Origin of the sequence: Carnobacterium sp. TMP28 (assembly GCF_047553015.1) — a bacterium.
In the GTDB taxonomy this organism is placed as follows: Bacteria; Bacillota; Bacilli; order Lactobacillales; family Carnobacteriaceae; genus Carnobacterium_A.
The window spans coordinates 1,493,771-1,518,715 of sequence record NZ_CP180212.1 but is presented as its reverse complement, the minus strand read 5'-3'; the positions used below and the strand labels follow the sequence as shown (position 1 = coordinate 1,518,715).

General features: G+C 36.0%; 20 protein-coding genes and 2 riboswitches. Of the genes, 18 read left to right on the top strand and 2 right to left on the bottom strand.

Translation table 11 applies throughout. The annotated features are described in order from the left end of the window. Nucleotides 1–9 precede the first annotated feature (9 nt). On the top strand, nt 10–495 hold the full coding sequence (gene ybaK, locus ACMHYH_RS07225) for a Cys-tRNA(Pro) deacylase (protein ID WP_414838738.1): 486 nt from the start codon (nt 10–12) through the stop codon (nt 493–495). Between the two features lie 59 nt (nt 496–554). Here the strand turns inward: ybaK and ACMHYH_RS07220 are convergent, their stop codons facing one another. Continuing rightward, complete coding sequence (locus ACMHYH_RS07220; protein WP_414838737.1) at nt 555–1,832, bottom strand: NAD(P)/FAD-dependent oxidoreductase; 1,278 nt, start codon at nt 1,830–1,832, stop codon at nt 555–557. 175 nt (nt 1,833–2,007) lie between these two features. Here ACMHYH_RS07220 and ACMHYH_RS07215 point away from each other — a divergent pair, with 175 nt between their 5' ends. From ACMHYH_RS07215 to ACMHYH_RS07190, 6 genes are all read left to right on the top strand, one after another. Continuing rightward, entirely contained in the window at nt 2,008–2,865 is an 858-nt protein-coding gene (locus tag ACMHYH_RS07215) for a GRP family sugar transporter (RefSeq protein WP_414838736.1), read from the top strand. Nucleotides 2,866–2,885: 20 nt separating this feature from the next. Beyond that, on the top strand, nt 2,886–4,271 hold the full coding sequence (locus ACMHYH_RS07210; protein WP_414838735.1) for an amino acid permease: 1,386 nt from the start codon (nt 2,886–2,888) through the stop codon (nt 4,269–4,271). 229 nt (nt 4,272–4,500) lie between these two features. Continuing rightward, nucleotides 4,501–5,085, top strand: coding sequence for a PepSY domain-containing protein (locus ACMHYH_RS07205; RefSeq protein WP_414838734.1), 585 nt, complete (start codon nt 4,501–4,503; stop codon nt 5,083–5,085). Between the two features lie 477 nt (nt 5,086–5,562). Continuing rightward, the gene (locus ACMHYH_RS07200; protein WP_414840364.1) at nt 5,563–6,264 is read left to right on the top strand and encodes an ABC transporter ATP-binding protein; all 702 of its coding nucleotides are present in this window, start codon (nt 5,563–5,565) and stop codon (nt 6,262–6,264) included. A 15-nt stretch (nt 6,265–6,279) separates the two neighbouring features. Further along, nucleotides 6,280–10,020 carry an FtsX-like permease family protein gene (locus tag ACMHYH_RS07195; protein ID WP_414838733.1) on the top strand — a complete coding sequence of 1,247 codons (3,741 nt, stop codon included), beginning with the start codon at nt 6,280–6,282 and terminating at the stop codon, nt 10,018–10,020. 395 nt (nt 10,021–10,415) lie between these two features. Then, on the top strand, nt 10,416–12,368 hold the full coding sequence (locus ACMHYH_RS07190) for a heavy metal translocating P-type ATPase (RefSeq protein WP_414838732.1): 1,953 nt from the start codon (nt 10,416–10,418) through the stop codon (nt 12,366–12,368). Nucleotides 12,369–12,511: 143 nt separating this feature from the next. Here ACMHYH_RS07190 and ACMHYH_RS07185 read toward each other — a convergent pair whose 3' ends face one another. Beyond that, nucleotides 12,512–13,018, bottom strand: a complete 507-nt coding sequence (locus ACMHYH_RS07185) for an FUSC family protein (protein ID WP_414838731.1) — start codon at nt 13,016–13,018, stop codon at nt 12,512–12,514. Between the two features lie 339 nt (nt 13,019–13,357). Between ACMHYH_RS07185 and ACMHYH_RS07180 the strand changes: the two genes are divergently transcribed. The 11 genes from ACMHYH_RS07180 (at nt 13,358) to ribD (ending at nt 24,945) form a co-directional block, all read left to right on the top strand. Further along, nucleotides 13,358–14,527 (top strand): GerMN domain-containing protein, encoded by a 1,170-nt coding sequence (locus tag ACMHYH_RS07180; protein ID WP_414838730.1) that lies wholly within the window; start codon nt 13,358–13,360, stop codon nt 14,525–14,527. Nucleotides 14,528–14,746: 219 nt separating this feature from the next. Next, nucleotides 14,747–15,895 (top strand): ABC transporter substrate-binding protein, encoded by a 1,149-nt coding sequence (locus tag ACMHYH_RS07175; protein WP_414838729.1) that lies wholly within the window; start codon nt 14,747–14,749, stop codon nt 15,893–15,895. 76 nt (nt 15,896–15,971) lie between these two features. Continuing rightward, nucleotides 15,972–16,850 (top strand): branched-chain amino acid ABC transporter permease, encoded by an 879-nt coding sequence (locus tag ACMHYH_RS07170; RefSeq protein WP_414838728.1) that lies wholly within the window; start codon nt 15,972–15,974, stop codon nt 16,848–16,850. Between the two features lie 9 nt (nt 16,851–16,859). After that, complete coding sequence (locus ACMHYH_RS07165) at nt 16,860–17,834, top strand: branched-chain amino acid ABC transporter permease (protein WP_414838727.1); 975 nt, start codon at nt 16,860–16,862, stop codon at nt 17,832–17,834. Next, nucleotides 17,831–18,604, top strand: coding sequence for an ABC transporter ATP-binding protein (locus ACMHYH_RS07160; RefSeq protein WP_414838726.1), 774 nt, complete (start codon nt 17,831–17,833; stop codon nt 18,602–18,604). The genes ACMHYH_RS07165 and ACMHYH_RS07160 overlap by 4 nt, the downstream gene beginning before the upstream one ends. Before the next feature lie 2 nt (nt 18,605–18,606). After that, nucleotides 18,607–19,311: an ABC transporter ATP-binding protein gene (locus ACMHYH_RS07155; protein WP_414838725.1), complete on the top strand. Its 705-nt coding sequence runs from the start codon at nt 18,607–18,609 to the stop codon at nt 19,309–19,311. Between the two features lie 5 nt (nt 19,312–19,316). Further along, nucleotides 19,317–19,967 (top strand): CBS domain-containing protein, encoded by a 651-nt coding sequence (locus ACMHYH_RS07150; RefSeq protein ID WP_414838724.1) that lies wholly within the window; start codon nt 19,317–19,319, stop codon nt 19,965–19,967. A 185-nt stretch (nt 19,968–20,152) separates the two neighbouring features. Then, nucleotides 20,153–21,130: a DUF1002 domain-containing protein gene (locus ACMHYH_RS07145; protein WP_414838723.1), complete on the top strand. Its 978-nt coding sequence runs from the start codon at nt 20,153–20,155 to the stop codon at nt 21,128–21,130. Between the two features lie 267 nt (nt 21,131–21,397). Next, nucleotides 21,398–22,753, top strand: coding sequence for a D-serine ammonia-lyase (locus ACMHYH_RS07140; RefSeq protein WP_414838722.1), 1,356 nt, complete (start codon nt 21,398–21,400; stop codon nt 22,751–22,753). Nucleotides 22,754–22,828: 75 nt separating this feature from the next. Next, on the top strand, nt 22,829–23,212 hold the full coding sequence (locus tag ACMHYH_RS07135) for a RidA family protein (protein ID WP_414838721.1): 384 nt from the start codon (nt 22,829–22,831) through the stop codon (nt 23,210–23,212). Between the two features lie 106 nt (nt 23,213–23,318). Further along, nucleotides 23,319–23,433: riboswitch (FMN riboswitch) on the top strand. Between the two features lie 158 nt (nt 23,434–23,591). Beyond that, nucleotides 23,592–23,706: riboswitch (FMN riboswitch) on the top strand. Between the two features lie 138 nt (nt 23,707–23,844). Next, the gene (gene ribD, locus ACMHYH_RS07130; RefSeq protein ID WP_414838720.1) at nt 23,845–24,945 is read left to right on the top strand and encodes a bifunctional diaminohydroxyphosphoribosylaminopyrimidine deaminase/5-amino-6-(5-phosphoribosylamino)uracil reductase RibD; all 1,101 of its coding nucleotides are present in this window, start codon (nt 23,845–23,847) and stop codon (nt 24,943–24,945) included.

Genomic DNA, 24,945 nt, shown 5'->3' with positions numbered 1-24,945 from the left:
TAAAACCAGATGAAAAAAGGGAAACAACCGAAAACAAATGCCATTCGATTGCTAGATAAAGTTAAAATTGACTATAAACTCCATGAGTATCCATGGAGTCAAAATCATTCAGACAGTCAAACTAGTTTAGAGGAACTAGATCCAACTAGACAAAAACTGTTTAAAACAATTGTAACAGTTGGAGATAAAACGGGTGTAGTGGTCGCTTGTATTCCAGGCAGAAGCGAAATTAATTTAAAAGCACTTGCAAAAGTCAGTGGAAATAAAAAAATGGAGTTGCTGCATTTAGAAGATTTAGAAAAAACAACGGGTTATATTCGTGGAGGTTGTTCGCCAATAGGAATGAAAAAAAACTTTCCTGTTTATTTGTCTAAAGATACCCAAAACTTAGATACCATGATAGTATCTGCTGGAAGAAGAGGCTTTCAAGTTGAATTAACGCCTCAAGCTCTAAAAGAACTGGTTAAAGCTGAATTTGTAGCAATCGAAGCTTGAAAAAAGAGACTCAGACAATTGTCTGAGTCTCTTTTTAAATTGAATGGACTTTATTTTAACTAGTTGACTACCCCTAAAGCCTCTTGTGCAGCGTGCATACCCGCTACTCGTCCCGTAATGAAGGCACCAGTGATATTATAGCCACCCGTATACCCATTGTAGTCTAGTAGCTCACCAGAGAAATACAATCCCTTTGTAAATTTGCTTTCCATTGTTTTGGGATTGACCTCTTTGGTATTGATTCCACCACCGGTTACAAAAGCTTTTTCAATGGGTAATGTACCATTTGCAGTAAAACTGAACTCTTTCATGAAATCAATAAAGGCTGCTCGTTCATCATCCGATAATTGTTTGAGGGTACTGTTTTCGTCAAGCGATAAACGCTCAAAAGCAAAAAGAAGGTAGCGTTCCGGAACAAGTCCTTTTAAAGCATTTTTAATACTTTTTTCGCCTTCATTTTTTACTAAACGTTGCATTTGTTGAGTCAGTTCTCCTTTAGATAATTCAGGTAAAGCATCAAGTGACATCATAACAAAGTCTGTTTTATCTCTTTGCATCGTTTGATGCACAAACATCGAACAACGTAAAACAGCTGGTCCTGAAATACCAAAGTGAGTAAAAATCATATCCATTTGATGACTAATGACTTTTTTACCTTTTTTATTGACCACACTTAACGTCACATCTCGTAAAGAAAGACCTTGCAACGTTTTATCTTGAATGAATGATTCATCCGATAAAACTGGAACTTCTGTTGGATAGAGTGGCTTAATTGTATGGCCAGCTTTCTTAGCCCATTTATAGCCATCGCCAGTTGAACCGGTTCTAGGCATCGCTCTTCCACCGGTCGAGAGGATAATAGTTTTAGCTGATAATTCGCGCTCATCTTCAAGAATCAAGCCAGTTATTTTTTTATCTTTAATTAAAATAGTTTCAACGGGCGCATCTGTATAAATTGTAATAGCTAATCGATCCATAATCACAATTAAGGCTTCCAAAACGGTTCGAGACTTGTCCGTAGCAGGAAACATGCGACCATGATCTTCTTCTTTTAAGACAACGCCATTCGAACGAAAAAAGTCCATAATATCGTAATTATCGTATTGATGAAAAGCGCTATAGAGAAAGCGACCATTTCCAGGGATATGTGAAACAATTTCTTCTTTATCACGGTTATTCGTTACATTACACCGACCACCGCCAGTAACAAGTAACTTTCTACCAAGGGTTTTATTTTTTTCTACAACGGCAACGTTAGCACCTTTTTCAGCTGCTGAAATAGCGGCCATCATACCGCTTGTGCCACCGCCAACTACGATTACATCGTAATCTGTCATGGTTATTCCTCTTTTCTATTAGACAAATTGATTTGTCTAGCTTAGCATATTTTAGCAATCAATTCCACGAAACAAGAAAAAAAAGCTGGCTAACTCATTTATATGTTGTAGAATGCCTCATATCCTTGTTATGATGGAGCAGTTGAAAGAAAAAAGAATAGAAAAGAGGAGTGTCATGGAGATCTTACTTGCTTTGATTCCAGCTTTTGCCTGGGGTAGTATTGGTTTAGTCAGTGGGAAACTTGGTGGGACAGCACAGCAGCAAACCCTAGGTATGACGATTGGGTCATTTATTTTTGCTATAGGAGCTTACGTTGTTTATCAGCCGGCTTTTGAAGTGACCATTATGACTGTTGGAATGGTATCCGGTTTATTTTGGACGCTTGGTCAAAATAAACAGTTTCAATCTATGAAATTAATGGGAGTATCAAATACATTGCCTGTTTCCACTGGTTTACAACTGATGGCAAATACATTAGCAGGAGTTTTATTGTTTCGTGAATGGACCAGTAGCCGAGATCTTTTTTTAGGTATTCTAGCATTAGCGTTTTTAATTGTCGGTGTCAGGTTCACAACGGTGAGTGACCAGAAAGATTCAGGTGACGAAGCTGCCTCAGTTAAAAAGGCTTGGATGAAAGCATTGGGGCTATCTACTTTAGGGTATGCTTTTTATACGATTACCATCAATGCTTCAGGTGTAGATGCCTTAGCAGTTATTTTACCACAGTCCATTGGTATGGTGATTGGCGCGTTGTTCTTTTCTAGAAAAGAACAAGTTTGGAATCAGTATACTGCACGCAATATTCTTACTGGTCTGATATGGGGAGTAGGAAATATTTTTATGCTGATTTCAATGAAAGCTATTGGATTAGCAGTTAGTTTTTCTTTATCACAAATGGGTATTATCATTTCTACATTAGGTGGAATCTGGTTTCTTGGAGAAACCAAATCCAAACGTGAATTTAGATACATTATCATAGGTTGTGTCTTCGTTATTATCGGAGGTATTGTTTTAGGCTATTTGAAATCATAAGAGACAAGGTAGGTTGAAGAATGAATCTTTTTCGTAAAAAACCATTAAATACAGCATCATTTGCACAATCACTATTGAGAAAAGAATTAAAGACGGTAGATTTAATTTTGTTAGGTCTAGGTGCAATTGTTGGGACGGGAATTTTCGTTATCACAGGTACTGCAGCAGCGAATACAGCAGGTCCAGCATTAATTGTTTCGTTTGTTATTGCCGCATTTTCATGCATCTTATCCGCTTTATGCTACGCAGAATTTGCTTCTAGAGTTCCCATCGGTGGAGGTGCATACGGATATATTTACACTATTTTCGGTGAACTATTTGGCTGGTTAGTGGGTTGGTTATTAATTTGTGAGTATTTATTAGCCAATGCCTCTGTTGCTTCTGGTTGGTCTGGCTACGTTCATGGTTTTCTAGAGGGAATAGGAGTTTACTTTCCACAAGCATTGCGGGCTTCTTATAATCAAGCAAATGGAACGTATATTGATGTGATTGCAATTGTTATTACATTATTAGTGACTTATTTGGTTACACAAGGAGCCAAAAAAGCTTTACGCTTAAATAATATTATGGTTAGTATAAAATTCAGTTTAATTGCCTTATTTATTTTAATCGGAATGTTTTATGTGAAGCCAGCTAACTGGACGCCTTTTATGCCCTTTGGTTTAAAAGGTGTAACGTCTGGTGCAGCGATTGTTTTCTTTGCTTTCTTGGGTTTTGATGCAGTTAGTACGGCAGCTGAAGAAGTCAAAAATCCTCAAAGGGATATACCAAGAGGAATAATCGGCTCTCTTGGCATTGCGACCGTCTTATATATAGGCGTCACATTAGTATTAACGGGGTTAGTTCCTTATACGCAATTAAATGTAAAAGATCCAGTAGCCTTTGCTATGCGATTCATTGGGCACAATTTTATTGCAGGAATGATTTCTATAGGAGCGATTCTAACGTTATTAACTGTTCTAATCTCAATGACTTATGGATTAACTCGTCTGATTTATGTGATTAGTCGGGATGGATTATTGCCTATTGGATTGAGTCATGTCAATGAGAAAACCAAAACACCTTACAATGCTACACTCATAGTTGGTCTTTTATCTGCTACATTAGCAGGAATCGTTCCTTTAGACCAATTAGCAGCAGTAACCAATATCGTTACATTAATGGTATTCGTTATCATCGCAGCGGGTATTTTAAAATTAAGAAAAGAATATGGGCAACCAAAACCAGGAGAATTTAAAGTTCCTTGGGTTCCCTTCTTTCCGATTCTGTCTATTGTGGTCTGTGTATACTTGATGTTCCAATTATCTTTATCTGTTTGGATGATGTTTATTATTTGGGTTGCATTAGGTCTAGCTATTTATTTCTTATATGGAAATAAGCATAGCCAATTAAATAAAGAGGCATAAAAAAAGTAGGTTGCTTCATTAAAAAAATAGGAATCAGTCATACAGGATAAAATTTATCCTATACGACTGATTTTTTTCTCTCACAGTATAAAAGATGAGGCGTTATTGTATGGAAAAAGTGAGACCTATTATACAATGAAAATATAGAGAAGAAAGTTAAATGAAGCTCTCAAGTATTCATGGTTGAGATAAAAATTATTTTAGCACCAAAAAAACTGGAGGAAAACAAATGAATAAGATGACAAGTAAAAAAGCGGCAATAATAGCAGCAACGTTAGCAACTTCTTTCATATTAGTAGCGTGCGACAATGACTCTCAAGATGATGCTATGGTCACTCCGATGCAATCAAGTAATCAAATGAGTACTTCAACAAAAGGTATAGAAAATAAGGAATTTGATGTAAGTATGGAGCAAGCAGTAGAAATCTTTAAAGAAACTTATCCGGATGCTCAAATTGTTTCTATTAATTTAGACAAAAATTTTGCCAATTATGTCTATGAAATTGAAGGATTTAACGAATTACAAGAAATAGAGTTATCTATTGATACAATGTCTGGAGAAATTTCTAAGCAAAAAACAGAAAATAAAGATGATTTAATTGATGATGATAGTTTAGTTCTAGAAGGCCTTATTACACCTCAAGAAGCAATGAAAGTGGCTCTTGAAAAAGTAGGAAAAGGTTATGCTAAAGATTGGGCACTAGATAGTGAAAATGGAACAGTTTATTACGAAATAGACTTACAAGGTAGTGGCCAAGGCAATGATGATGCCTTAATCGATGCTAAAACAGGCGAGTTCATCGGCTTAGACTAAGAATAATCAGAACAAATAGAGCGACTAATGTATTTATATATTAGTCGCTCTATTTTTAAAATTGAAAGATTAATTTTTTTAAAAGAAATCCTTATAGAGGACAGATTGTTTTAAATGGCCTAAACATTAAATTTTACATAAACTTCTTCTACTAGTTCATCTTTTACTTTCATAATGTTCCTCCTTTTTGGTATACTATATTCCTTAACAAGCTTAGACTGTAGACCCACATACATGACATAGTTATGCTAACCATAACAAATACAGTCCATCTTGACGTAATTCAAATCATTTTGTGTCTGTATCAGTTTTTTTAAAGTAGAGCAAGTTATCTAATAGCTAGTTGAGCATAAAAATTTACGTGTATTCTTTAATGGAATCCAGCTATTAAAAAGTCAGAATAGTCATCTTTTTAACAAGCCTATGATACAATTATGACTATCATAAAAAATGAATAATAGAAATGTAGGGATAGAAATGGCTTTTGTAGAAATAATTGATGAGTATAAACGATACAAAATGGGGGATACAGTCATTGCTGCTAATGATGGGATTTCTTTTGATATTAAACAAGGTGAATTCGCTGTCATTGTTGGCCCTAGTGGAGCTGGTAAATCAACGGTATTAAACATCTTAGGTGGAATGGATCAAGCTGACGAAGGCAAAGTTAAAGTCGATGGTGTAGATATTGCTCAGTTTAGTAAAAAGCAACTCACGAAATACAGAAGAGATGACGTGGGATTTGTTTTCCAATTCTATAATCTAGTTCCCAATTTAACAGCGAAAGAAAATGTTGAATTAGCCGCAGAAATATCAAAAAATGCATTAGATGCTGAGGAAGTCTTGCGTCAAGTTGGATTAGGTCAACGGTTAGATAATTTTCCAGCACAATTATCTGGAGGCGAACAACAGCGTGTAGCGATTGCTCGTGCATTAGCTAAGCAGCCTAAATTACTGCTTTGTGATGAACCAACAGGGGCATTAGATTACGAAACAGGTAAACAAATCCTAAAATTGCTACAGGATACCTGTATCAATACAGGTACCACGGTTATCGTTATTACACATAACCAAGCTATAGCACCAATGGCCGATCGTATCATTGAAATTAATAATGCTAAAGTACGTAAAATTACATTGAACCCTAATCCTACAGCCGTAGCAGATATTGAATGGTAAGGGGGGAGAGATAAAATGAAAAAGAAAGCATTATGGAAAGATATTTTTAAAGAAATATGGAAATCAAAAGGTCGTTTTCTATCCATATTTGCGATTATCACTTTAGGTGTTGCCTTTTTTGCTGGAATTAAAGCTACTGGTCCTGATATGATTGATACAGCGGACCAGTATTATCGCGAGAAAAATTTAATGGATCTTAAAGTAGTATCAACTTATGGTCTAGAAGAATATGATATCAATCAACTTCAGTCAGTAGAAAATGCGACTGTCCGTGGGGCATACAGCCAAGATGTCATCTTAGAAGATAGCGCATTAGTTACTAAAGTGTTTAGTTACCCTGAAAATGCAGCTGAAAAATCAAATCAATACGCGATTATATCAGGGAGGTTACCTGAAAAATCTGGTGAAATTGCCTTAGATGCGACGGAAATCTATACGTCGCAGTATTCTCTAGGAGATCAAATCGATTTAACGACAGATGACGACGAAAATCCATTATCTGATAAACTAAATATGACGAGTTATAAAATAGTGGGTTTTGTAAACAGTCCTCAATATATTGAAAACTTTACTCGAGGAAATAGCACGGTAGGAAAAGGAACATTAGATGGATTTGCAGTTATCTTAGATGAAGATTTTGATATGGATGTTTATACAGAAGCGTACTTAACTTTTTCAGATACAAAGTCATTGCTAGCTTATTCAGAAAAATATGAAGAAAAAGTTGATAAATACAAATCTGAAATTGAAAGCATGACAAAATCTTTGCCACAAAACAGGTTAGCAAGTATCCAAAAAGAAGCACAAGTTGAAATCGATAAAGGGCAAAAAGAGATTGATGAAGCAAAAGAAAAGTTAGCAGATGGGCAAAAAAAATTAAATGAAGCTAAAATAGAACTGGAAAAAGGTTCAAAAGATTATCAAGAAGGTCTGGCAACAGTTGAAAAAGAAATCAGTAATGCACAAGCTGAACTAGATAAGAACAGCAAAAAAATTAGTGATGGAAAAAAAGAATTAACAACTCAAAAAGCAAATTTACAAGCAGGTCAAGCCGAACTAGATAAAGGTAAGCAAGCTTTTGAGCAAGAAGAAAAATCAGCCGAGGCAGAATTAGCAGCTGGTGAACAAGAAATAACGGCTAATCAGCAAAAATTGACTGATGGCTTTGAAAAAATAAATGAATCTAAAGCAGAAATTAATCAAGGCAAACAAGCAATTGAAGCTGGTCAAGCAACCATTAACGATAAGTTAAATCAACTAACACAAGGCGAGCAAGAGCTCATAACCAAAGAACAACAACTTGAGCAAAGTCAAAAGAATGTAGATCGAGTTAATTCAATTAAAGCGATTATCCAAAAACCAGTTGCTTCAATTACAGGGGATGAAAAAGCAAAAGGACTCGCAGCAGCCCAAGAGGTAGACGCTAATTTTGGAACAAATTTAAAGCAACAACTGAATGGTTTCTTTGCAAATGAACTCTCAGCTGATTCTGTTCAATCGTCTTTATCCGTTATCACAAGTTCACTTCCTACACAACAAGAGATAACACAAGGGAAAGCAGCAATCGAAGCGGGTAAAAAGGATTTGGCTACAGGGAAAGAAACGATTAAACAAAGTCAGGCCGAATTAACTAAACAACGCGAGTCTCTCCAAGCTAGTGAAGCTGAGTTAACTAGTAAGCAAGCGGAATTAGAGGCTGCTCAAGTTCAATTAAATGAAGCGAAAGCATCTTTTGAACAACAAAAAGCAAGTGCTAGAGAACAATTCACTGCTGCAGAAAATGAGATTGCTGAAAATCAGCAGAAAATTAACGAAGGCAGACAAGCGATTCAAGAAGCAGAAACTGAATTAATTGAAGGTGAAAACCAATTAGTTCAAGGGAGAGAAACACTAAAAATAGAAGAGGCTAAAGGGAAAGCTGAATTAGCTAAAGCAAAAATATCATTAGATGAAGGGCAAGCTGAATACGATAAGGCCGCAAAAGAGTTTGAAAAGAAAAACAAAGAAGCCTTAGAAGAAATTGCAGACGGTGAAGCAGATTTATTGTCAGCAAGACAAGAGTTAGCAGATCTTGCAACACCAGAATACTTTGTTTTTGATCGTAGTGCTAATCCAGGCTACAAAGAGTATAGCGATAACGCAGAACGAATATCTGCCATTGCTCAAGTATTTCCAGTTTTCTTCTTCTTGATAGCCGCATTAGTTTCCTTGACAACTATGACAAGAATGGTAGACGAGCAACGTTTACAGATTGGGACATTAAAGGCCTTAGGCTATACCAATAGAGATATCGCTAAAAAGTTCCTTGTTTATGCGTCACTTGCAAGTGTATTAGGAACAATAATTGGTCTAGTAATTGGGTATCAAGTTTTCCCTGGAGTAATCTTTAATGCATACGGTTCATTGTACAATATGCCAGATATTCGAATTACCTACTATATCAGTTATGGTGTTATTTCGTTTGTCATAGCTATTTTGAGTACCGTTGCCGCAGCGTATGCAGCTACAAGAGTGGCTTTGCAAAGTAACGCCGCAACATTGATGCGTCCTAAAGCACCAAAAATAGGAAAACGGATTTTCTTAGAGCGCCTTTCATTTGTTTGGAAGCGAATGGGCTTCATTCAAAAAGTAACAGCTCGCAACTTATTCCGCTACAAACAACGGATGTTGATGACTGTTTTAGGGGTTGCTGGTTGTACAGCGTTAATTTTAACTGGATTTGGTTTGTCTGATTCTATTGCTGATATTTCAAGTTTACAATATGGAAAATTAATGAAGTATGACGCCATTGTTGCTTTTAATAAAGAGGCAATCGAAGAAGAAAAAGAACAGTACCAAGACTTTATTGACTCTCAAACAAGTATCACGAATAACATGAATGTTTTACAAGAAAATTACACTGTTTCAAAAGAAGACGTAAATACACAAGACGTAACCGTTTTTGTTCCAGAAGAAAAAGAAGAATTGTCCAAGTACCTTCTTTTAAATGATCGCAAGTCAGGTGAGGTGTACTCTTTACCAGAAGAGGGAGTCATCGTCACTGAAAAACTAGCTAAATTAGTTGATTTAAGTATCGGCGATACGATTACCTTGAAAGATGAAGACAACAAAAAAATTGATATGGTAATCAAGCAAGTTGCTGAAAATTATGCCGGTCATTATGTCTTTATGACAAATGATTCTTATAGAAAATTAGTGGGGAAAAAACCTGCTTACAACACGCAACTGCTAATGTATCAAGCAAGTAAAGCTTTTGAAGATAAATTAGGCAGTGATTTAACAGCTCAACCGAACGTAGCAGCTGTTAGTTTTGTCAGTCAAGTCAGTAGTGCGGTAGATGATACAACAGCTAGTTTAGCTATTGTTACACTGGTGTTGATTATTTCAGCAGGTTTACTGGCGTTTGTAGTACTTTATAACCTAACGAATATCAACGTTTCAGAACGAATCAGAGAACTATCCACTATAAAAGTTCTAGGATTTTATGATAAAGAGGTAACGACGTATATTTACCGAGAAAACATTATTTTATCGCTTATGGGAATTGTCGTGGGATCAGGATTAGGCGCACTCTTGCACAGCTTTGTTTTGCAAACGGCTGAAATAGATATGTTGATGTTTAGTCCAGATATTCGACTATTAAGCTATGGTTACTCAGCGTTATTGACGTTAGTGTTCTCAGGAATTGTTATGTACGCTATGCACGTTAAACTAAAAAATATCGATATGATAGAAGCTTTAAAATCAGTGGATTAAAAAGGCTGAAAAGAGTATCTTAAGACAGTCAACGAGGGCTATTTGTGCCTCTTGTTGACTGTTTTTTTGACCAAAAAAGGCAGATGAAGAAGCATTCGTTAGAATAAAGAAGACTGAAAAGAACAGAATAAATGAACAATACCTTATACGATTGCCATTTATTGCCAGATTTACTGGAATATTCTTCACTGAAAGCTTACGATTCATTCCTATGTTAATAGTATCGATTGGATTTTTCTGTTACCTATTAAAAGTAAGCAATAAAGTTATTTGAGTATTTTTGACAAATAAGTTAAAGCATTATATACTAGACATATGAATAAGCGTTCATATGTAAGGCGTAATCATTACGCTATCAAAACTAATGCTAGCTTTTGTTAAGAAGGGTGATAAAAATGGATAAAATTAAAAAAGAACAGTCTCACGAAGGACATTCTCACGAAGAACAAAACCACGATCATCAGCACAATCATGGGAAAGCACCTGTTTATCTCTATTTTGTTGGTTTAGTTTTATCGCTCATTGCTTTGGTATTAAATGAAAACTATGAAGGACTACAAAATAGTTTATTTTTAATAGCGATTGTTACAGCAGGCTATCACGTCATTGTTGCTGAAGGATTAAAAGAAACGATTGAACGCACTAAAAACAATCAAAAATTCACTCCCAACTCCCATATTTTAATGGGATTAGCTGCAATTGGTGCTTCATTAATCGGGGAATTTTGGGAAGGAGCGCTTTTAATTCTTATCTTTTCTGGTGCTCATTTCCTCGAAGATTACGCTGAAGGCAAGAGCAAGAGAGAAATAACGAAGTTGATGGAAATGAATCCAACAACGGCCAGATTTATTATGCCCGATGGAGCAATCAAGGTTGTGGACGTTGAAGAACTAAAAGTTGGCGATCAGCTACAAGTCTTAAATGGGGGACAAGTTCCGATTGATGGCATTATTTTATCAGGAACAACGACGATTGATGAGTCTGCTATTAATGGTGAGAGTATGCCTAAAGAAAAAACTAAAGGTGATCTTGTTTTCGGAAGTACAATAAATGGAACAAGTACTTTTTCAATGGAAGTTACGAAAGAAAATAAAGATACGGTATTCTCAAAAATTTTACAGTTAGTCAATCAAAATCAGGGGAATCAAACAAAAGCAGCTAGTATTATCCAAAAATTTGAACCTAAATACGTTACATTTGTACTGCTTGCTATTCCTTTAGTTATGTTAGTAGCGCCTCTTTTATCGGACTGGACATGGTCAGAAAGTATCTATAGAGGATTAGTTTTACTCGTAGCAGCTTCGCCTTGTGCACTGGCAGCCAGTACTGTTTCTGTGACTTTATCTGCAACGTCTACTCTTGCAAAAACAGGAGTTCTTTCGAAAGGAAGTACGTATTTGTCACAACTAGCGGATATTAAGGCGATTGCTTTTGATAAAACAGGTACGCTTACTCGTGGAAAACCAGAAGTGACGGATGACTATTTTAATGATTCTATTGATCGTACTAAGATAGTAGATATCATTGTAGCTCTTGAAAAAAAATCTAATCATCCTTTAGCTAATGCTATTTTAGAAAAATACGATGAAAAAAATAAGATAGATATCAATGTGATCAATCAAATCGGTAAAGGTTTAACAGGTGAGTATCAGGGGAAAAATTATCGGATTGGAAAGCCAACTTCTTTTAAAGTCGTTTCTGATGAATACAGTCAATTAAATACAGACTGGGCATCTATGGGCAAGACTGTTGTATATGTAGCAGAAGATGAACAAGTTATTGGTCTAATTGGTTTAATGGATATCCCCAGTCTAGAAGCTAAAGCAACGATTGATTATTTTAAAAATTTAGGTATTCATACAACATTGATTACTGGAGATTCTCAGATGACAGGACAAGCGGTTGGTAAAGCATTAGGGATAGACGAAGTTATCGCTAATGTTATGCCCGAAGATAAGTCAGCGATTATTGATAAGCAAAAAGCCAAGTATGGGATAACTGCGATGGTAGGAGATGGCGTAAACGATGCACCTGCTCTTGTTAAGGCAGATATCGGAATTGCTATGGGTGATGGAACAGATGTTGCAGTAGATGTGTCTGATTTAGTTTTGATGAAAAATGATTTGTCTAAATTAGTGAATGCGCATAAAGTTTCTTTAAAAATGAAACAGATTATTTGGCAAAATATTATCTTTTCTATGCTCGTTGTAACCTTTTTGGTAGTCGTTAGCTTAATTGGATTAGCGGATATCACAATTAGTGTCATTATTCATGAAGGAAGCACACTAGTTGTCATTCTAAACGGTCTTAGATTATTAAGAACACCCAAGAAACGTTCACTTTTATAAACATTTAGAGGCGGAAACTGGCTAATTATAAATAAAGTAAAAGCAATCGGCATAGGTATAAAGAGTAGGTAAGTAATGAGTAAATCAATTAAATAAGCAAAAAAACTAGTGCAGCCTATAAAAGGCTAGACTAGTTTTTTTCTTTAGTCTATTTCAATAGTGTTTTTAGGAAAAAAACGACTAGCCTTGATTTTTTCAAGCACATAAGCAGAAAGTACAATGTTTACTAAAATCGCAATGATACTGCCTATGACGGTATCAAGAACCCGATTAAGACCATAAATGTAAGTAGCATTCATTGGAATAGTAAAATAAGTAATCATATAAGTAGCTGTGCCCCCGATGATCCCATCATGATAGTTTAATCGGTCACAAATAATAATAACCAGCATTTGCCCAATAGACACACCAATGATTTCAAGAATAAATTGATTTCCTGTTGCTGTCTGAAATAATACTAATGCAGTTGCAAGAATCGCACCGACTGCATTTCCAAAGATTCGGTTTCTTCCAAAATTAAAACTTGTTCTCCAGTCTGCTCTCAAAGAAAAAACAGCCGCTAAAGCCGCTAAGGCCGGTGTTCCCCTATTTGTATAGTGGAAAAAAATCATACATAAAGCTACAGCAATTCCTGTTTTAATTGTACGCATACCAATGCGATAAGGACTTTTCAACATTATCCACTCACTTTTCAAGTGACCTTTCAACAAACAAGGTCTGATAACCCCTATCATACAGAGATTTGATACTAAAATGCAAGAGTCTTTAGTAAAAAAAGTTAAAAATAAGAGAGATGTTACAAAAAATAGAACCCAGACTAAAAATTAAAGGCACCACTTATTTTTTTGATTAATAAACAACAAATAAGTGAGCAAAGATAGCGATGAACGCACTAATAAACGAATTAAACATACATTGAATAGATAACGCTTACACTAGGTGATATAATAGAGTAAAGATAGAAATAAAAAAGAAAGAAGGAGGAAATAATGAAAAAAATCGCTAGTTTATTTAGTTTATTAGCAATAGGATTTGTTTTATCTTCCTGCCGATTTTTTGAGACAGAGGATTCCGTTGTTAGCGAATCAGTTTCCAGTCAAAATCAAGTGACAGACAGCTCTAAAGAATCGAAAGTCTCAAGTGAAGACGTTGATTCTTCTATTACGCAGAGCTCAACTTCTTTAGAGGATTCTAAAGAAGAAGCAATTGAAAACCAAGTAACGGATTACTTTCCTAAAACGGCCAATAAAGAATACGTCTATGTAGGAGAAGGGAATGAATACGCAAGTTACACTGTTTTTACAGATTACGAAGCAACTAATCGCAAGCAAACGAGAACAAACAACGGTGGAACCGAAGTAGTCAAAGTAATTGCCTTAGAACAAAATCAGTTGAGCATTCTTTTAAAGCAAGAAGAAACGTATAGCAGAGAAAATTGGCTTGAGCGAAAACAATCTAGTGAGAATGATGAAAGAGAGATCCAAATAAAAGGGCCGATAAAGGTTGGAACAAGTTGGAAAGGTAGTGGCGAGCGCACGAGTTCCATCACATCTATCCAAACGTCTATCACGACTCCAGTAGGCACATTTGATGCCTTGGAAGTGACAACTCAAGGAGCAGAAGATAAGGAAGTAAGTTATTATGCCCTTAATATCGGATTAATAAAAAGTGTGTTTTCATCAGATAGTTACACTGTTAGCTCAACATTAAGTGAAATCAATGAGATTCCTTTAACCCAAACAATTCGCTTTTATTATCCTAATTCGGATGGAGCAACACTGTCTTACATGGATAAGCAAGTGGCGTTTAAAACAAATGATGTTACAAGAAAAAGAATTGAAGCAGTTTATAAAGAAGTCCCTAATGATCAAGTCGGAAATGTCCTTTCTAAAAATACTAAAATCTTAAGTTTGTATTTAAATAAAGATGGCTATGTATACGTTGATTTTTCAAAGGAACTAATATCTGAAATGAATGCTGGTACAGCCTTTGAAACAATGATTATACAAAGTCTCGTTAATACAATAGGTGGGTATTATAATGTAAATGAGGTCTACCTAACAGTAGCAGGCAAACCTTATAGTACAGGCCACATTCAAATGGAAAAAGGAGAAACGTTTAAAGTAACCAATAAAAATACGGTCGAGTTAGGAAAATAAGAAACTACAAAAGACAGAATGGCTAGAATCTTAGTCTCTATTCTGTTTTTTTTATGCAAAAAATAAAAGAATAAAAAAAAGTAAATAAACGGTTGCTTAAATTGTCAGAATATTCTATACTATTAGACATTAGCAACTCTTACCAAATTCTAATGTAATTATTATCTATTTTTAAGATTAGTTGAGAAGAAGCTAAAAAACCATATAGGAGGAAACCAAATGAAAAAATTAATTGTAGGCCTTGCAGCATTGGCATTATTTACCACAGCTTGTGGTACAAAAGAAAACACGAAGGATGCCGATACAATTAAAATCGGTGGGAATTTCGAATTAACCGGTCCTGTTTCCGCATATGGAACGGCAGAATCAAAAGGTGTTCAACTAGCGATTAAAGAAATCAATGCAGCTGGTGGCGTTTTAGATAAGAAATTAGACTATGTCGAATTAGATAATAAATCTGATACAACAGAGTCAGCCAGTGTAGCCACTAAATTAGCAACACAAGAAAAAGTATCTCTTATTGTAGGACCTGCAACCAGTGGAGCAACAAAATCAGCAACCCCTTCTCTTACGAGAGCAAAAGTAGCTATGATCACACCCTCAGGAACAGATGATGGGTTAACATTAGATAGTAAAGGCAACGTTCAACCATTCGTTTTTAGAACGGGTTTCCAAGATTCTTTTCAAGGAGTAGCTTTGGCAGAATTTGCTGAAACAAGCTTAAGTTCTAAAAAAGCGGTCATCATCGGTGATAGTTCGAGTGATTACGCTATCGGGTTAACAAAATCTTTCAAAAACTCATATGCTGGTGAAATTGTCGCTGATGAAAACTTTACAGCTGATGATACGGACTTTAACGCTATTTTGACTCGAATCAAAGACAAAGACTTTGATGTCATCTATATGCCCGCTTATTATGAGCAAGCAGGTTTAATCATCAAGCAAGCACGTGAAATGGGTATCGAACAACCAATTTTAGGAGCTGATGGGTTTAGTAACCAAGCGTTACTAGATTTAGCTGGCGAAGAAAATGTTTCAGATGTTTATTACTCAGCTCATTTCTCATTAAACAATAAAGAAAAGAAAATCACAGATTTCATCAAAGCGTATACCGATGAATACGATATCGCACCTGACGCTTTTGCTGCACTAGCGTATGATTCTGTCTACTTGGCAAAACAAGGGATTGAAGAAGCCGATAGCTCAGATCCTCAAGAGGTTGCTAAAGCTCTTGAAAAAGTGACGGACTTCAACGGAATCACAGGTAACTTCTCTATTGACGAAAACCATAATCCAGTAAAATCAGTATTTGTCATTGAATTACAAGACGGTAAAGAAGCTGGTGGTACTGAAGTAAAACCTAAATAAACAAGAAACGATTAAAAAAGGTGCAGGCTGAATGTAGCTTTGCATCTTTTTAATTTTAGGAGAAAAGAGGAGCCTTATGGAAAATTTTATTCAGCAATTAATTAACGGGCTTTCATTAGGAAGCATTTATGCTTTAATTGCTCTTGGATATACGATGGTATATGGCATTATTAAGTTAATCAATTTTGCTCACGGTGAAATTTACATGGTCGGTGCTTTTGTCGGTTATGCTACTATCCATACCTTTCAGCTTGGGTTAATCCCTTCACTCATCATTTCAATGGCCTTTTGTGCTTTGTTAGGTGCGCTGATTGAACGCATCGCTTACAAACCACTAAGAAAGGCCACACGTGTCGCAGCTTTAATTACAGCGATCGGTGTATCGTTTTTATTGCAAAATGTCATGATTTATATTGTCGGACCGCAAGTACGGGCTTTCCCGCAAGTTATTGAAAATAAAGTCTATTTCGTTGGAAATATCCAAATCAATCAAACACAAATCACAATTTTTTTAACAACGATTATTTTGATGGTAGCGTTGCAGTTTATCGTTAAGCAAACTAAAATGGGCAAAGCGATGAGAGCGGTTAGCACAGATGCGGACGCGGCTAGATTAATGGGAATAAACGTAGACAATGTCATCTCCTTTACCTTTATTTTAGGTTCTTCATTAGCTGGCGCGGCTGGCGTATTAGTTGGGATGTATTACAATTCGATTGATCCTTTGATGGGTGTTGCACCGGGATTAAAAGCTTTTATCGCCGCTGTTTTAGGTGGAATTGGCATTATTCCAGGTGCGTTAGTTGGAGGATTTGCCATTGGTATTATTGAAACATTAATAAGTGGATACGGTAGTTCATTGATTAAAGATGCTGTCGTTTACCTTATTCTAATTATCATTTTAATCGTCAAACCAACTGGCTTATTAGGCAAAAATAAAAAAGAGAAAGTGTAGGTGCTAAAAATGAAGCAACTAAATAAAACCAATCTTGGCTGGCTCATTTTTATCCTAGTCGCCTTTCTTGCTACTCAACTGCTTGTTTCTTTCGGTATTATTGATGCTTTTTATGAAATTACATTAATGACAATCTTAATCAATATTATTTTAGCAGTGGGATTAAATTTAATTATCGGTTTTTCTGGACAATTTTCTTTAGGTCATGCAGGTTTTATGGCGATTGGAGCTTATTGTACAGCCATTATGACAATCAAAATCCCAACACTAGTCGGTTTATTTGCTGGGATTTTATTAGGAGCAGTCATTGCAGGAGTAGTTGCATTACTTGTTGGAATCCCAACTTTGCGATTAAAAGGCGATTATCTAGCCATTGCTACTTTAGGAGTAGCTGAAATTATTCGCATTGCTATTTTGAATATGGGGAGTCTAACAAACGGTGCAGCTGGATTAAGTGATATTCCTTATCTAACCACCTGGCAATTAGCGTTCATTTTTGTGGTAATAACACTGATTATTGTAGTCAACTACATTAAAAGTAGTGCTGGAAGAGCAACCATTGCGATTCGTGAAGATGAAATCGCTGCTGAATCGATGGGAATCAATACGACTAAATACAAAACGATTGCTTTTGTGATCGGCGCAGCAACAGCAGCTGTCGCAGGTGGTTTACATGCTTCTTACTTTAGTGTTATTCGCCCAGCAGATTTTACTTTTATGAAATCAATTGATATTTTGATCATTGTTGTTTTTGGTGGATTAGGAAGTGTCACCGGTAGTGTTATTGCCGCTATTGTTTTAGGTATTATTAATGTCTTTTTACAACCTTTTGGACAATTACGGATGATTCTTTACTCACTAGCTTTGATTGCTATTATGATTTTCAAGCCCTCAGGATTATTTGGAACAAAAGAGTTTATGATTTCTGCTGTAATGAAAAAAAAGAAAATGAAAACTCCTACTAAAAAGGAGGAAACCAAATGAGTTTATTAGAAGTGAAAAAATTAACTAAAAATTTTGGTGGCTTAGCAGCTGTTTCAATGGTGTCTATGGAACTTCATCCCAACGAATTAGTCGGGTTGATTGGACCAAATGGAGCGGGTAAAACAACGTTGTTTAATTTATTAACAGGAGTTTATCAACCAACAGAAGGCAGGATTGATTTAGAAATCAAAGGTAAAAAACAATCCTTAATTGGAAAAAAGACCTATAATATTACAGATATGGGCTTAGGCCGAACCTTTCAAAATATTCGATTATTCAAAAATCTAACCGTATTAGACAATGTTTTAATTGGCATGCATGCAAAAAATAAAGTCGGGGCATTAGCTGGTATAGTCCGTACACCTCATTTTTATCAGTCTGAAGAAAAAATGAAAAAAGACGCGATTGCATTACTGACTATTTTTAATTTAGAAGATAAAGTAGCTGAACTAGCTAAGAATTTACCTTATGGGGAACAAAGGCGCTTAGAGATTGTTCGCGCACTAGCAACGAAACCAAAAATTTTGTTTTTAGATGAACCTGCAGCTGGAATGAATCCACAAGAAACAGCTGATCTAACCGCTTTAATTCGCCAAATTCAAAGAGACTTTGAAATTACGATTTTATTAATCGAACATGATATGTCTTTAGTTATGAACGTTTGCGAGCGAATTTATGTGTTGGAATACGGCCGGATGATTGCTCACGGAACACCAGCAGAAATAAAAAACAATCAAGCGGTTATTAAAGCTTATTTAGGTGGTGAGTAGCAATGTTAGAAGTCAAGAAATTAACCGTTCATTATGGCGTCATACAAGCGACAAAAGAAGTCAGTTTCCAGGTAAAAGAAGGTGAAATTGTTTCACTAATTGGAGCTAACGGGGCAGGTAAGTCTACAATTCTCAAAGCGATATCCGGATTACATCGAGCAACTTCAGGCGAGATTCTCTATCAAGGCAAGCCGATTCAAAAAGAATCTACAAAGAAGATTGTTGAACTAGGTATTTCTCAAGTTCCAGAAGGACGTCATGTTTTTGGAGGGATGACTGTTCTTGAAAATTTAGAAATGGGCGCTTTTCTTCGTAAAGATAAAACTGAAATACAAAAAGATTTGAAAATGGTATTTGAACGATTTCCTATTTTGGAAGAACGAAAAAAACAAGACACGGCTACTTTATCCGGTGGAGAACAACAAATGGTAGCTATGGGCAGAGCGTTGATGTCTCGTCCTAAGTTATTGCTATTAGATGAGCCTTCAATGGGACTCGCTCCTATTTTTATTAAGGAAATATTCGCCATCATCAAGATGATCAATGCTCAAGGCACAACCGTTCTACTCATCGAACAAAATGCTAAAGTAGCCTTAGAAATAGCCCAACAAGGCTACGTACTAGAGACTGGAAGAGTTGTACAAAGTGGAACAGGCAAGGAATTATTGGCTAGTGATGATGTACAAAAAGCCTATTTAGGAGGATAAGTGCAATGAATGTAAAAAATTATATGACATCGAACGTTAGAACGGTTTCTGAAGAGACAAAAGTTTTAGAAGCGCTTGATATCATGAAAGAACATAACTTTCATCGTCTACCAGTTGTACGAAAAGGCAAAATGATTGGGTTAATTACTGAAGAGATCATTCAAGAAAATTCCCCATCAACGGCTACCAGTTTGAGCATTCACGAAATGAACTATTTATTGACAAAGACGACTGTCGGAGACATTATGCATAAAAAAGTGAGTACTATCGGAGCGGATAATCTACTAGAAGAAGCTGCTGATTTGATGTTAAAAGATGAAGTTGGTGTATTGCCAGTAGTTGAAGATAGCGATAAGATTATTGGGATTATTACAGATAAAGATCTATTTAGAGCTTTTATTGATGTCATGGGATACAACAATAAAGGCAGTCGAATCGTTATCGACATCAAAGACGATCATTCTGGCATTCTAAAAGATATTACCAATATCCTGGCTGACGAGCATATTAGTATCAATCAAATTGCCGTTTATCGACAAAACACTATCACTCAAGTCGTCATTCAAATGGACAGTTCAGATATAAGTAAAATCAAAAAAATAGTGACGGATAAAGGATATACAGTTAGTTCTGCAACAGTTAAAGAGGGCAATTAAACAGAATATGTTAAAAAATCAAAAGAAATATAGCGCTAAAAAAAGCTATATTTCTTTTGATTTTTTATTTTTTACCAAGCCAAAAAAGAGAATTCCGACTTAAGTAGGAGACAAACGAAATGGATGTGGTGTAAAATGAAGGAAGGAAAGAAAATAAATCAAGAAACATGGAGGTTGGAACAACAATGAATAAGCTTAAAAAGGTCAGTATTGCACTCGTTGCGTCGATTAGTTTTATAGGAGCAACTGCTTCTGTTTTGCCCTCACGCGCATTAGCTGCGTCAGGTGATGTTGACACAACCGTAATAGATGAAAAATGGGGGAAACCAACAGTTGTATATGGAGGAGGTTTATCCGATAATCAAATGAGTGAAACAGAAAAATTACTAGGTATAAAAAATCCTGAAAATGTAGCAAGTGTTACTGTAACAGGCGAAGATTTAATTCAGTACTTAAAAGAAGGGTCAGGAGATACGGCGAATATGATTTCGTCTGTTTTAGTCCAAAAAGAAAATTCAGGTAAAGGTGTAGAAGTAACCATCGAGACACCAGAAAACATTACCCAAATTACCCAGGATCAATACGCCAATGCAGCGATCACAGCAGGAGTCAACGATGCAAAAATCATTGTGGCAAGTGTGAAGAAAGTTACTGGAGAGAGTGCCTTGACAGGGATTTATAAAGCTTTTGATGTCAATGGCGAAGACTTAGATCAAGACCGGATGGCTGTTGCTCAAAAAGAATTAGAAACAACAAATGACATCGCACAAGAGAATGCAGAGAAGACCGATTTCGATCTTGCGAAATTTGATCAAGCGATTATTGAAATCAAACAAGAATTAGCAGATTTAAAAGAAAAACAAGGTGAGTTAGCAACCAAAGAAGACATTGAGCGAATCATAAATGAGGCCTTAAAAAACAATCAATTGGAGAATGCCATCACACAAGAACAAATCGATCAATTAATGAGTTTGTTTGAGAAATACCAACAAACAAGCGCTATTGACTCAACACAAGTGAAAGAACAACTACTAAAATTATCTGATTCAGTCCAATCAAAATTTGGAGAAGCACTTCAAGATGCTAAAGATAGTGGACTACTTGATAAAGTTGGGAATTTTTTCAGCCAAGTTTGGAACGCAATCGTTGGATTATTCAATTAACGAACTAAATTTATTTTTAAAAAACCATCCAGTCTCTAATTTAGGTACAATGAGATTTGGTGGCTTTTTTTAAGAGGAGAGAATAATCCGTAGTGTAATCCTTTACAATTTTGTTAAAGTCATTGCAACTCATTTACTTTCAGTTATAATCAAATCTAGGTAGTCCATAAAAAGAGCGGTGAAAAGAACGACTGCTCTTTCAAATGAGGATAAAAATAATCTAGTTATTAAAAGAATAAAAATGAACTGGAAAAGGAGACAGAATGAATGAATCTAAAGGCAGTACTAGATAAGAAAAATAAAGTGTCAGATGAGCAGACTCCTTTATTTGAAGAGATTAAAGCAGCAAAAGAAGTATTTTGGGCTAATCCTAATAAAAAAACCTTTGAAAAAGCAGCAGAAAAGTCTTCCATTACAAAAGCAGATATTGCAGAAGCAGAAGCTCGATTGGAACGTTTTGCTTCTTATTTGAAAATAGCTTTTCCAGATACTGTCCCGACTAACGGGATTATAGAATCGCCGATTACCCAAATACCGAATATGCAAGCTTATCTTGAAAAAGAATACAATGGGAAAATAACAGGTAATATCTGGCTAAAACGAGATGATTTACTGCCAATTGCTGGAACGATAAAAGCACGTGGAGCAATCTATGAAGTTTTAAAACATGCAGAAAAATTGGCTCTAGAAGAAGGATTATTGACTTCGATAACAGATGACTACGCTATTTTCGCAAGTGAGACAGCTAAGCGTTTCTTTTCTGGTTATAAAATAGCTGTTGGCACAACAGGAAACCTAGGAATTAGTGTCGGAACAGTAGGAGCTAAATTAGGTTTTGAAGTCATTGTCCATATGTCAATTGAAGCAAAACAATGGAAAAAAGATTTTTTAAGAAGCCGAGGAGTAGCTGTTATTGAACACACTTCTGATTTTACTAAAGCTGTAACAAAAGGACGCCAACAATCTGAATTAGATGCTAAAAGCTATTTTGTTGATGATGAATATTCACGTGAGTTATTTTTAGGCTATACAGTTGCTGGAAGCCGATTGCAAAAACAATTAAGTGAAAAAAATATTTTAGTGGATGCAGACCACCCTCTATTTGTTTACTTGCCTTGTGGCATTGGTGGGTCTCCAGGTGGCGTTACATTTGGCTTAAAACAGATATATGGCGACCATGTCCACTGTTTCTTTGCTGAACCAACACATGTGCCCTCTATGCTTGTTGGATTGATTACTGGTAAGTACAATGAGATATCCGTTAAAGACATCGGTTTAGATGGCTTAACGGTTGCAGATGGCTTAGCAGTCCCTCGAACATCTGGTTTTGTTGCTAAAGTATTAGAAGATTTCTTTAGTGGATCGTATACCTTAGAAGACAGCCAAACGCATAAATTGCTAACGGCTTTAATCGATCAGGAAAACATTTATTTAGAGCCAGCGGCAGTTGCGGGCTTGCCAGGCTCGATTCGGATGCTGCAATCAACAGCTGGACAAGAGTATTTAAAGGCTAATGATTTGGTTGATAAGATGGATAATGCCACACATATTTCATGGGCAACAGGTGGAAGTATGGTTCCTGAAGAAGATATGGCTATTTTTTACGAACAAGGTAAGCAATAACGAACACAGTAGATACACTCAGATAAACAACTAAATTGTAGACAACTAATGTTTAAGAAACTAGGAGGAATAAATATGTTAGAAATCATTCACACAAAAAATGCACCAGAACCAATTGGTCCATACTCACAAGTTATCAAAGCCGGAGATTTTATTTTTCCAGCTGGTCAAATTGGCGTAGATGCTGTATCAGGTAAATTAGTCGGAGAAAATATCACAGAACAAACGGAACAAGCGTTTAAAAATCTTTCAGCTGTCTTAGAAGCTGCGGGTTCTTCTTTGCAGCACGTTGTTAAAACAACTTGTTATTTATCAACAATGGAAAATTTTCAAGCGTTCAACGAAGCTTACGGCAAACAGTTTAATGGACATAAACCTGCTCGTACTTGTTTTGCTGTTCAAGAGCTTCCACTAAAAGGTCTATGTGAAATCGAAGTTGTCGCAGTTTTAAAAAAATAAAGCAGCGGATACAATCTCAAAATAACTAACGGTTAAAAAAATAACTAACGGTTAAAAAAGATTGACATTCTTATTGTTTCCAGATAGTCTAATAGCATAAAAACAAAATAGTCTTCAGGGCAGGGTGTAAGTCCCTACCGGTGGTAAAGCCCACGAGCCGCAAAGCAGATTCGGTTAAATTCCGAAGCCGACAGTTAAAGTCTGGATGAAAGAAGACAAAGCAATTGCAGAAAAAAACGATGATGAGAGAAGTCTTATTTGAGATGGATAAAAACAGTCTTTTTTTAAAAAGCAATGCTACATTCGTCTTATTTGACTATGGAAAAAGCCCTGGATTTACTAGCTAGGGCTTTTTTTGTATCCTATTTTCAAAAAATTGAATAGTCTTCAGGGCAGGGTGTAAGTCCCTACCGGTGGTAAAGCCCACGAGCTGCAAAGCAGATTCGGTTAAATTCCGAAGCCGACAGTTAAAGTCTGGATGAAAGAAGACAGCGTTTAAAGAGTCCAAAGGTAGCCGACTACCCAGTATGCGGTGTTATTTGTTGCACTCTCTATTCAAAGCGCGCTAAAACCCTGAAGAGACAATCTTTTGGGTTTTTATTTTTGTTTTTATACAGATGGGAGTGAAAAAAATGGATGAATTTTATATGGAAATGGCATTAGAATTAGCCAAAAAAGGCAAAGGTTTTACAGCACCTAATCCGTTAGTTGGTGCTGTACTTGTTAAGAATGGAAAAGTGATTGGAGAAGGGTATCACGAAGAGTACGGGCAACCACATGCAGAAGTAAATGCAATTGCATCAGCAAGTGAGTCAGTATCTGGTGCAACGCTATACGTTACGCTAGAACCTTGCTCACACTTTGGGAAAACACCTCCCTGCTCTGATTTAATAGTAGATAAAAAAATAAAACGAGTGGTCATTGGATTGGTCGATCCTAACCCATTGGTTGCAGGAAAAGGGATTGAAAGGCTTCGGAATAAGGGGATTCTTGTTGGTGTTGGAGTATTAGAAAAAGAGATAGCTCAATTAAATGAGATTTTTATTAAGTATATTGTCACGAAAGAACCTTTTGTTGTGATGAAAAGTGCCATGTCTCTGGATGGAAAAACAGCTACAACAACCGGAGAGTCTCAATGGATTTCTGGTGAAGCAGCGAGAAAACGAGTCCACAATTTACGCCACGAATTATCCGGCATCATGGTAGGCGTTGATACGATTATCAAAGATGACCCGCAATTAACAACTAGAATTCCTAATGGCAAAAATCCACTAAGAATTGTCGTAGATAGCCAACTAAGAATTCCGTTAGCTGCTATTGTATTGTCTCAGCAAGATAAAGCTAAGACAATTGTCGCAACAACTAGTAGAGCAAGCAGTGAAAAAATAGCAACCTTAACAAAAAAAGGTATTGAAGTGATTGTACTTTCTCAGCGGGATAACAGAGTTGATTTACGTGAATTGATGAAAAAATTAGGAGCCAAGAATATTGACAGTATCTTATTAGAAGGTGGAGCGACATTAAATTTTTCAGCTCTAAAAGAAGGAATTGTTGATAAAGTCCACGTTTATCTTTCGCCAAAAATCATTGGTGGAAAAGATGCGAAGACCGTTGTTGAAGGCGAAGGAATTAGCTCATTGGAAAATGCATTTCAATTAAAGCGATTAAATCCTGTCATGGTTGGAGAAGATTTATTAATAGAAGGTTATCTAGATAATCAAAAAAGAAATTAA

What these genes read in the sequence shown, in the direction of transcription:
- ACMHYH_RS07220 (WP_414838737.1), bottom strand. Translation starts at nt 1,832, where the DNA reads ATGACAGATTACGATGTAATCGTAGTTGGCGGTGGCACAAGCGGTATG.
- ribD (WP_414838720.1), top strand. Translation starts at nt 23,845, where the DNA reads ATGGATGAATTTTATATGGAAATGGCATTAGAATTAGCCAAAAAAGGC.
- ACMHYH_RS07140 (WP_414838722.1), top strand. Translation starts at nt 21,398, where the DNA reads ATGAATCTAAAGGCAGTACTAGATAAGAAAAATAAAGTGTCAGATGAG.
- ACMHYH_RS07175 (WP_414838729.1), top strand. Translation starts at nt 14,747, where the DNA reads ATGAAAAAATTAATTGTAGGCCTTGCAGCATTGGCATTATTTACCACA.
- ACMHYH_RS07165 (WP_414838727.1), top strand. Translation starts at nt 16,860, where the DNA reads ATGAAGCAACTAAATAAAACCAATCTTGGCTGGCTCATTTTTATCCTA.
- ACMHYH_RS07210 (WP_414838735.1), top strand. Translation starts at nt 2,886, where the DNA reads ATGAATCTTTTTCGTAAAAAACCATTAAATACAGCATCATTTGCACAA.
- ybaK (WP_414838738.1), top strand. Translation starts at nt 10, where the DNA reads ATGAAAAAAGGGAAACAACCGAAAACAAATGCCATTCGATTGCTAGAT.
- ACMHYH_RS07145 (WP_414838723.1), top strand. Translation starts at nt 20,153, where the DNA reads ATGAATAAGCTTAAAAAGGTCAGTATTGCACTCGTTGCGTCGATTAGT.
- ACMHYH_RS07160 (WP_414838726.1), top strand. Translation starts at nt 17,831, where the DNA reads ATGAGTTTATTAGAAGTGAAAAAATTAACTAAAAATTTTGGTGGCTTA.
- ACMHYH_RS07195 (WP_414838733.1), top strand. Translation starts at nt 6,280, where the DNA reads ATGAAAAAGAAAGCATTATGGAAAGATATTTTTAAAGAAATATGGAAA.
- ACMHYH_RS07185 (WP_414838731.1), bottom strand. Translation starts at nt 13,018, where the DNA reads ATGCGTACAATTAAAACAGGAATTGCTGTAGCTTTATGTATGATTTTT.
- ACMHYH_RS07135 (WP_414838721.1), top strand. Translation starts at nt 22,829, where the DNA reads ATGTTAGAAATCATTCACACAAAAAATGCACCAGAACCAATTGGTCCA.
- ACMHYH_RS07155 (WP_414838725.1), top strand. Translation starts at nt 18,607, where the DNA reads ATGTTAGAAGTCAAGAAATTAACCGTTCATTATGGCGTCATACAAGCG.
- ACMHYH_RS07190 (WP_414838732.1), top strand. Translation starts at nt 10,416, where the DNA reads ATGGATAAAATTAAAAAAGAACAGTCTCACGAAGGACATTCTCACGAA.
- ACMHYH_RS07150 (WP_414838724.1), top strand. Translation starts at nt 19,317, where the DNA reads ATGAATGTAAAAAATTATATGACATCGAACGTTAGAACGGTTTCTGAA.
- ACMHYH_RS07215 (WP_414838736.1), top strand. Translation starts at nt 2,008, where the DNA reads ATGGAGATCTTACTTGCTTTGATTCCAGCTTTTGCCTGGGGTAGTATT.
- ACMHYH_RS07180 (WP_414838730.1), top strand. Translation starts at nt 13,358, where the DNA reads ATGAAAAAAATCGCTAGTTTATTTAGTTTATTAGCAATAGGATTTGTT.
- ACMHYH_RS07200 (WP_414840364.1), top strand. Translation starts at nt 5,563, where the DNA reads ATGGCTTTTGTAGAAATAATTGATGAGTATAAACGATACAAAATGGGG.
- ACMHYH_RS07170 (WP_414838728.1), top strand. Translation starts at nt 15,972, where the DNA reads ATGGAAAATTTTATTCAGCAATTAATTAACGGGCTTTCATTAGGAAGC.
- ACMHYH_RS07205 (WP_414838734.1), top strand. Translation starts at nt 4,501, where the DNA reads ATGAATAAGATGACAAGTAAAAAAGCGGCAATAATAGCAGCAACGTTA.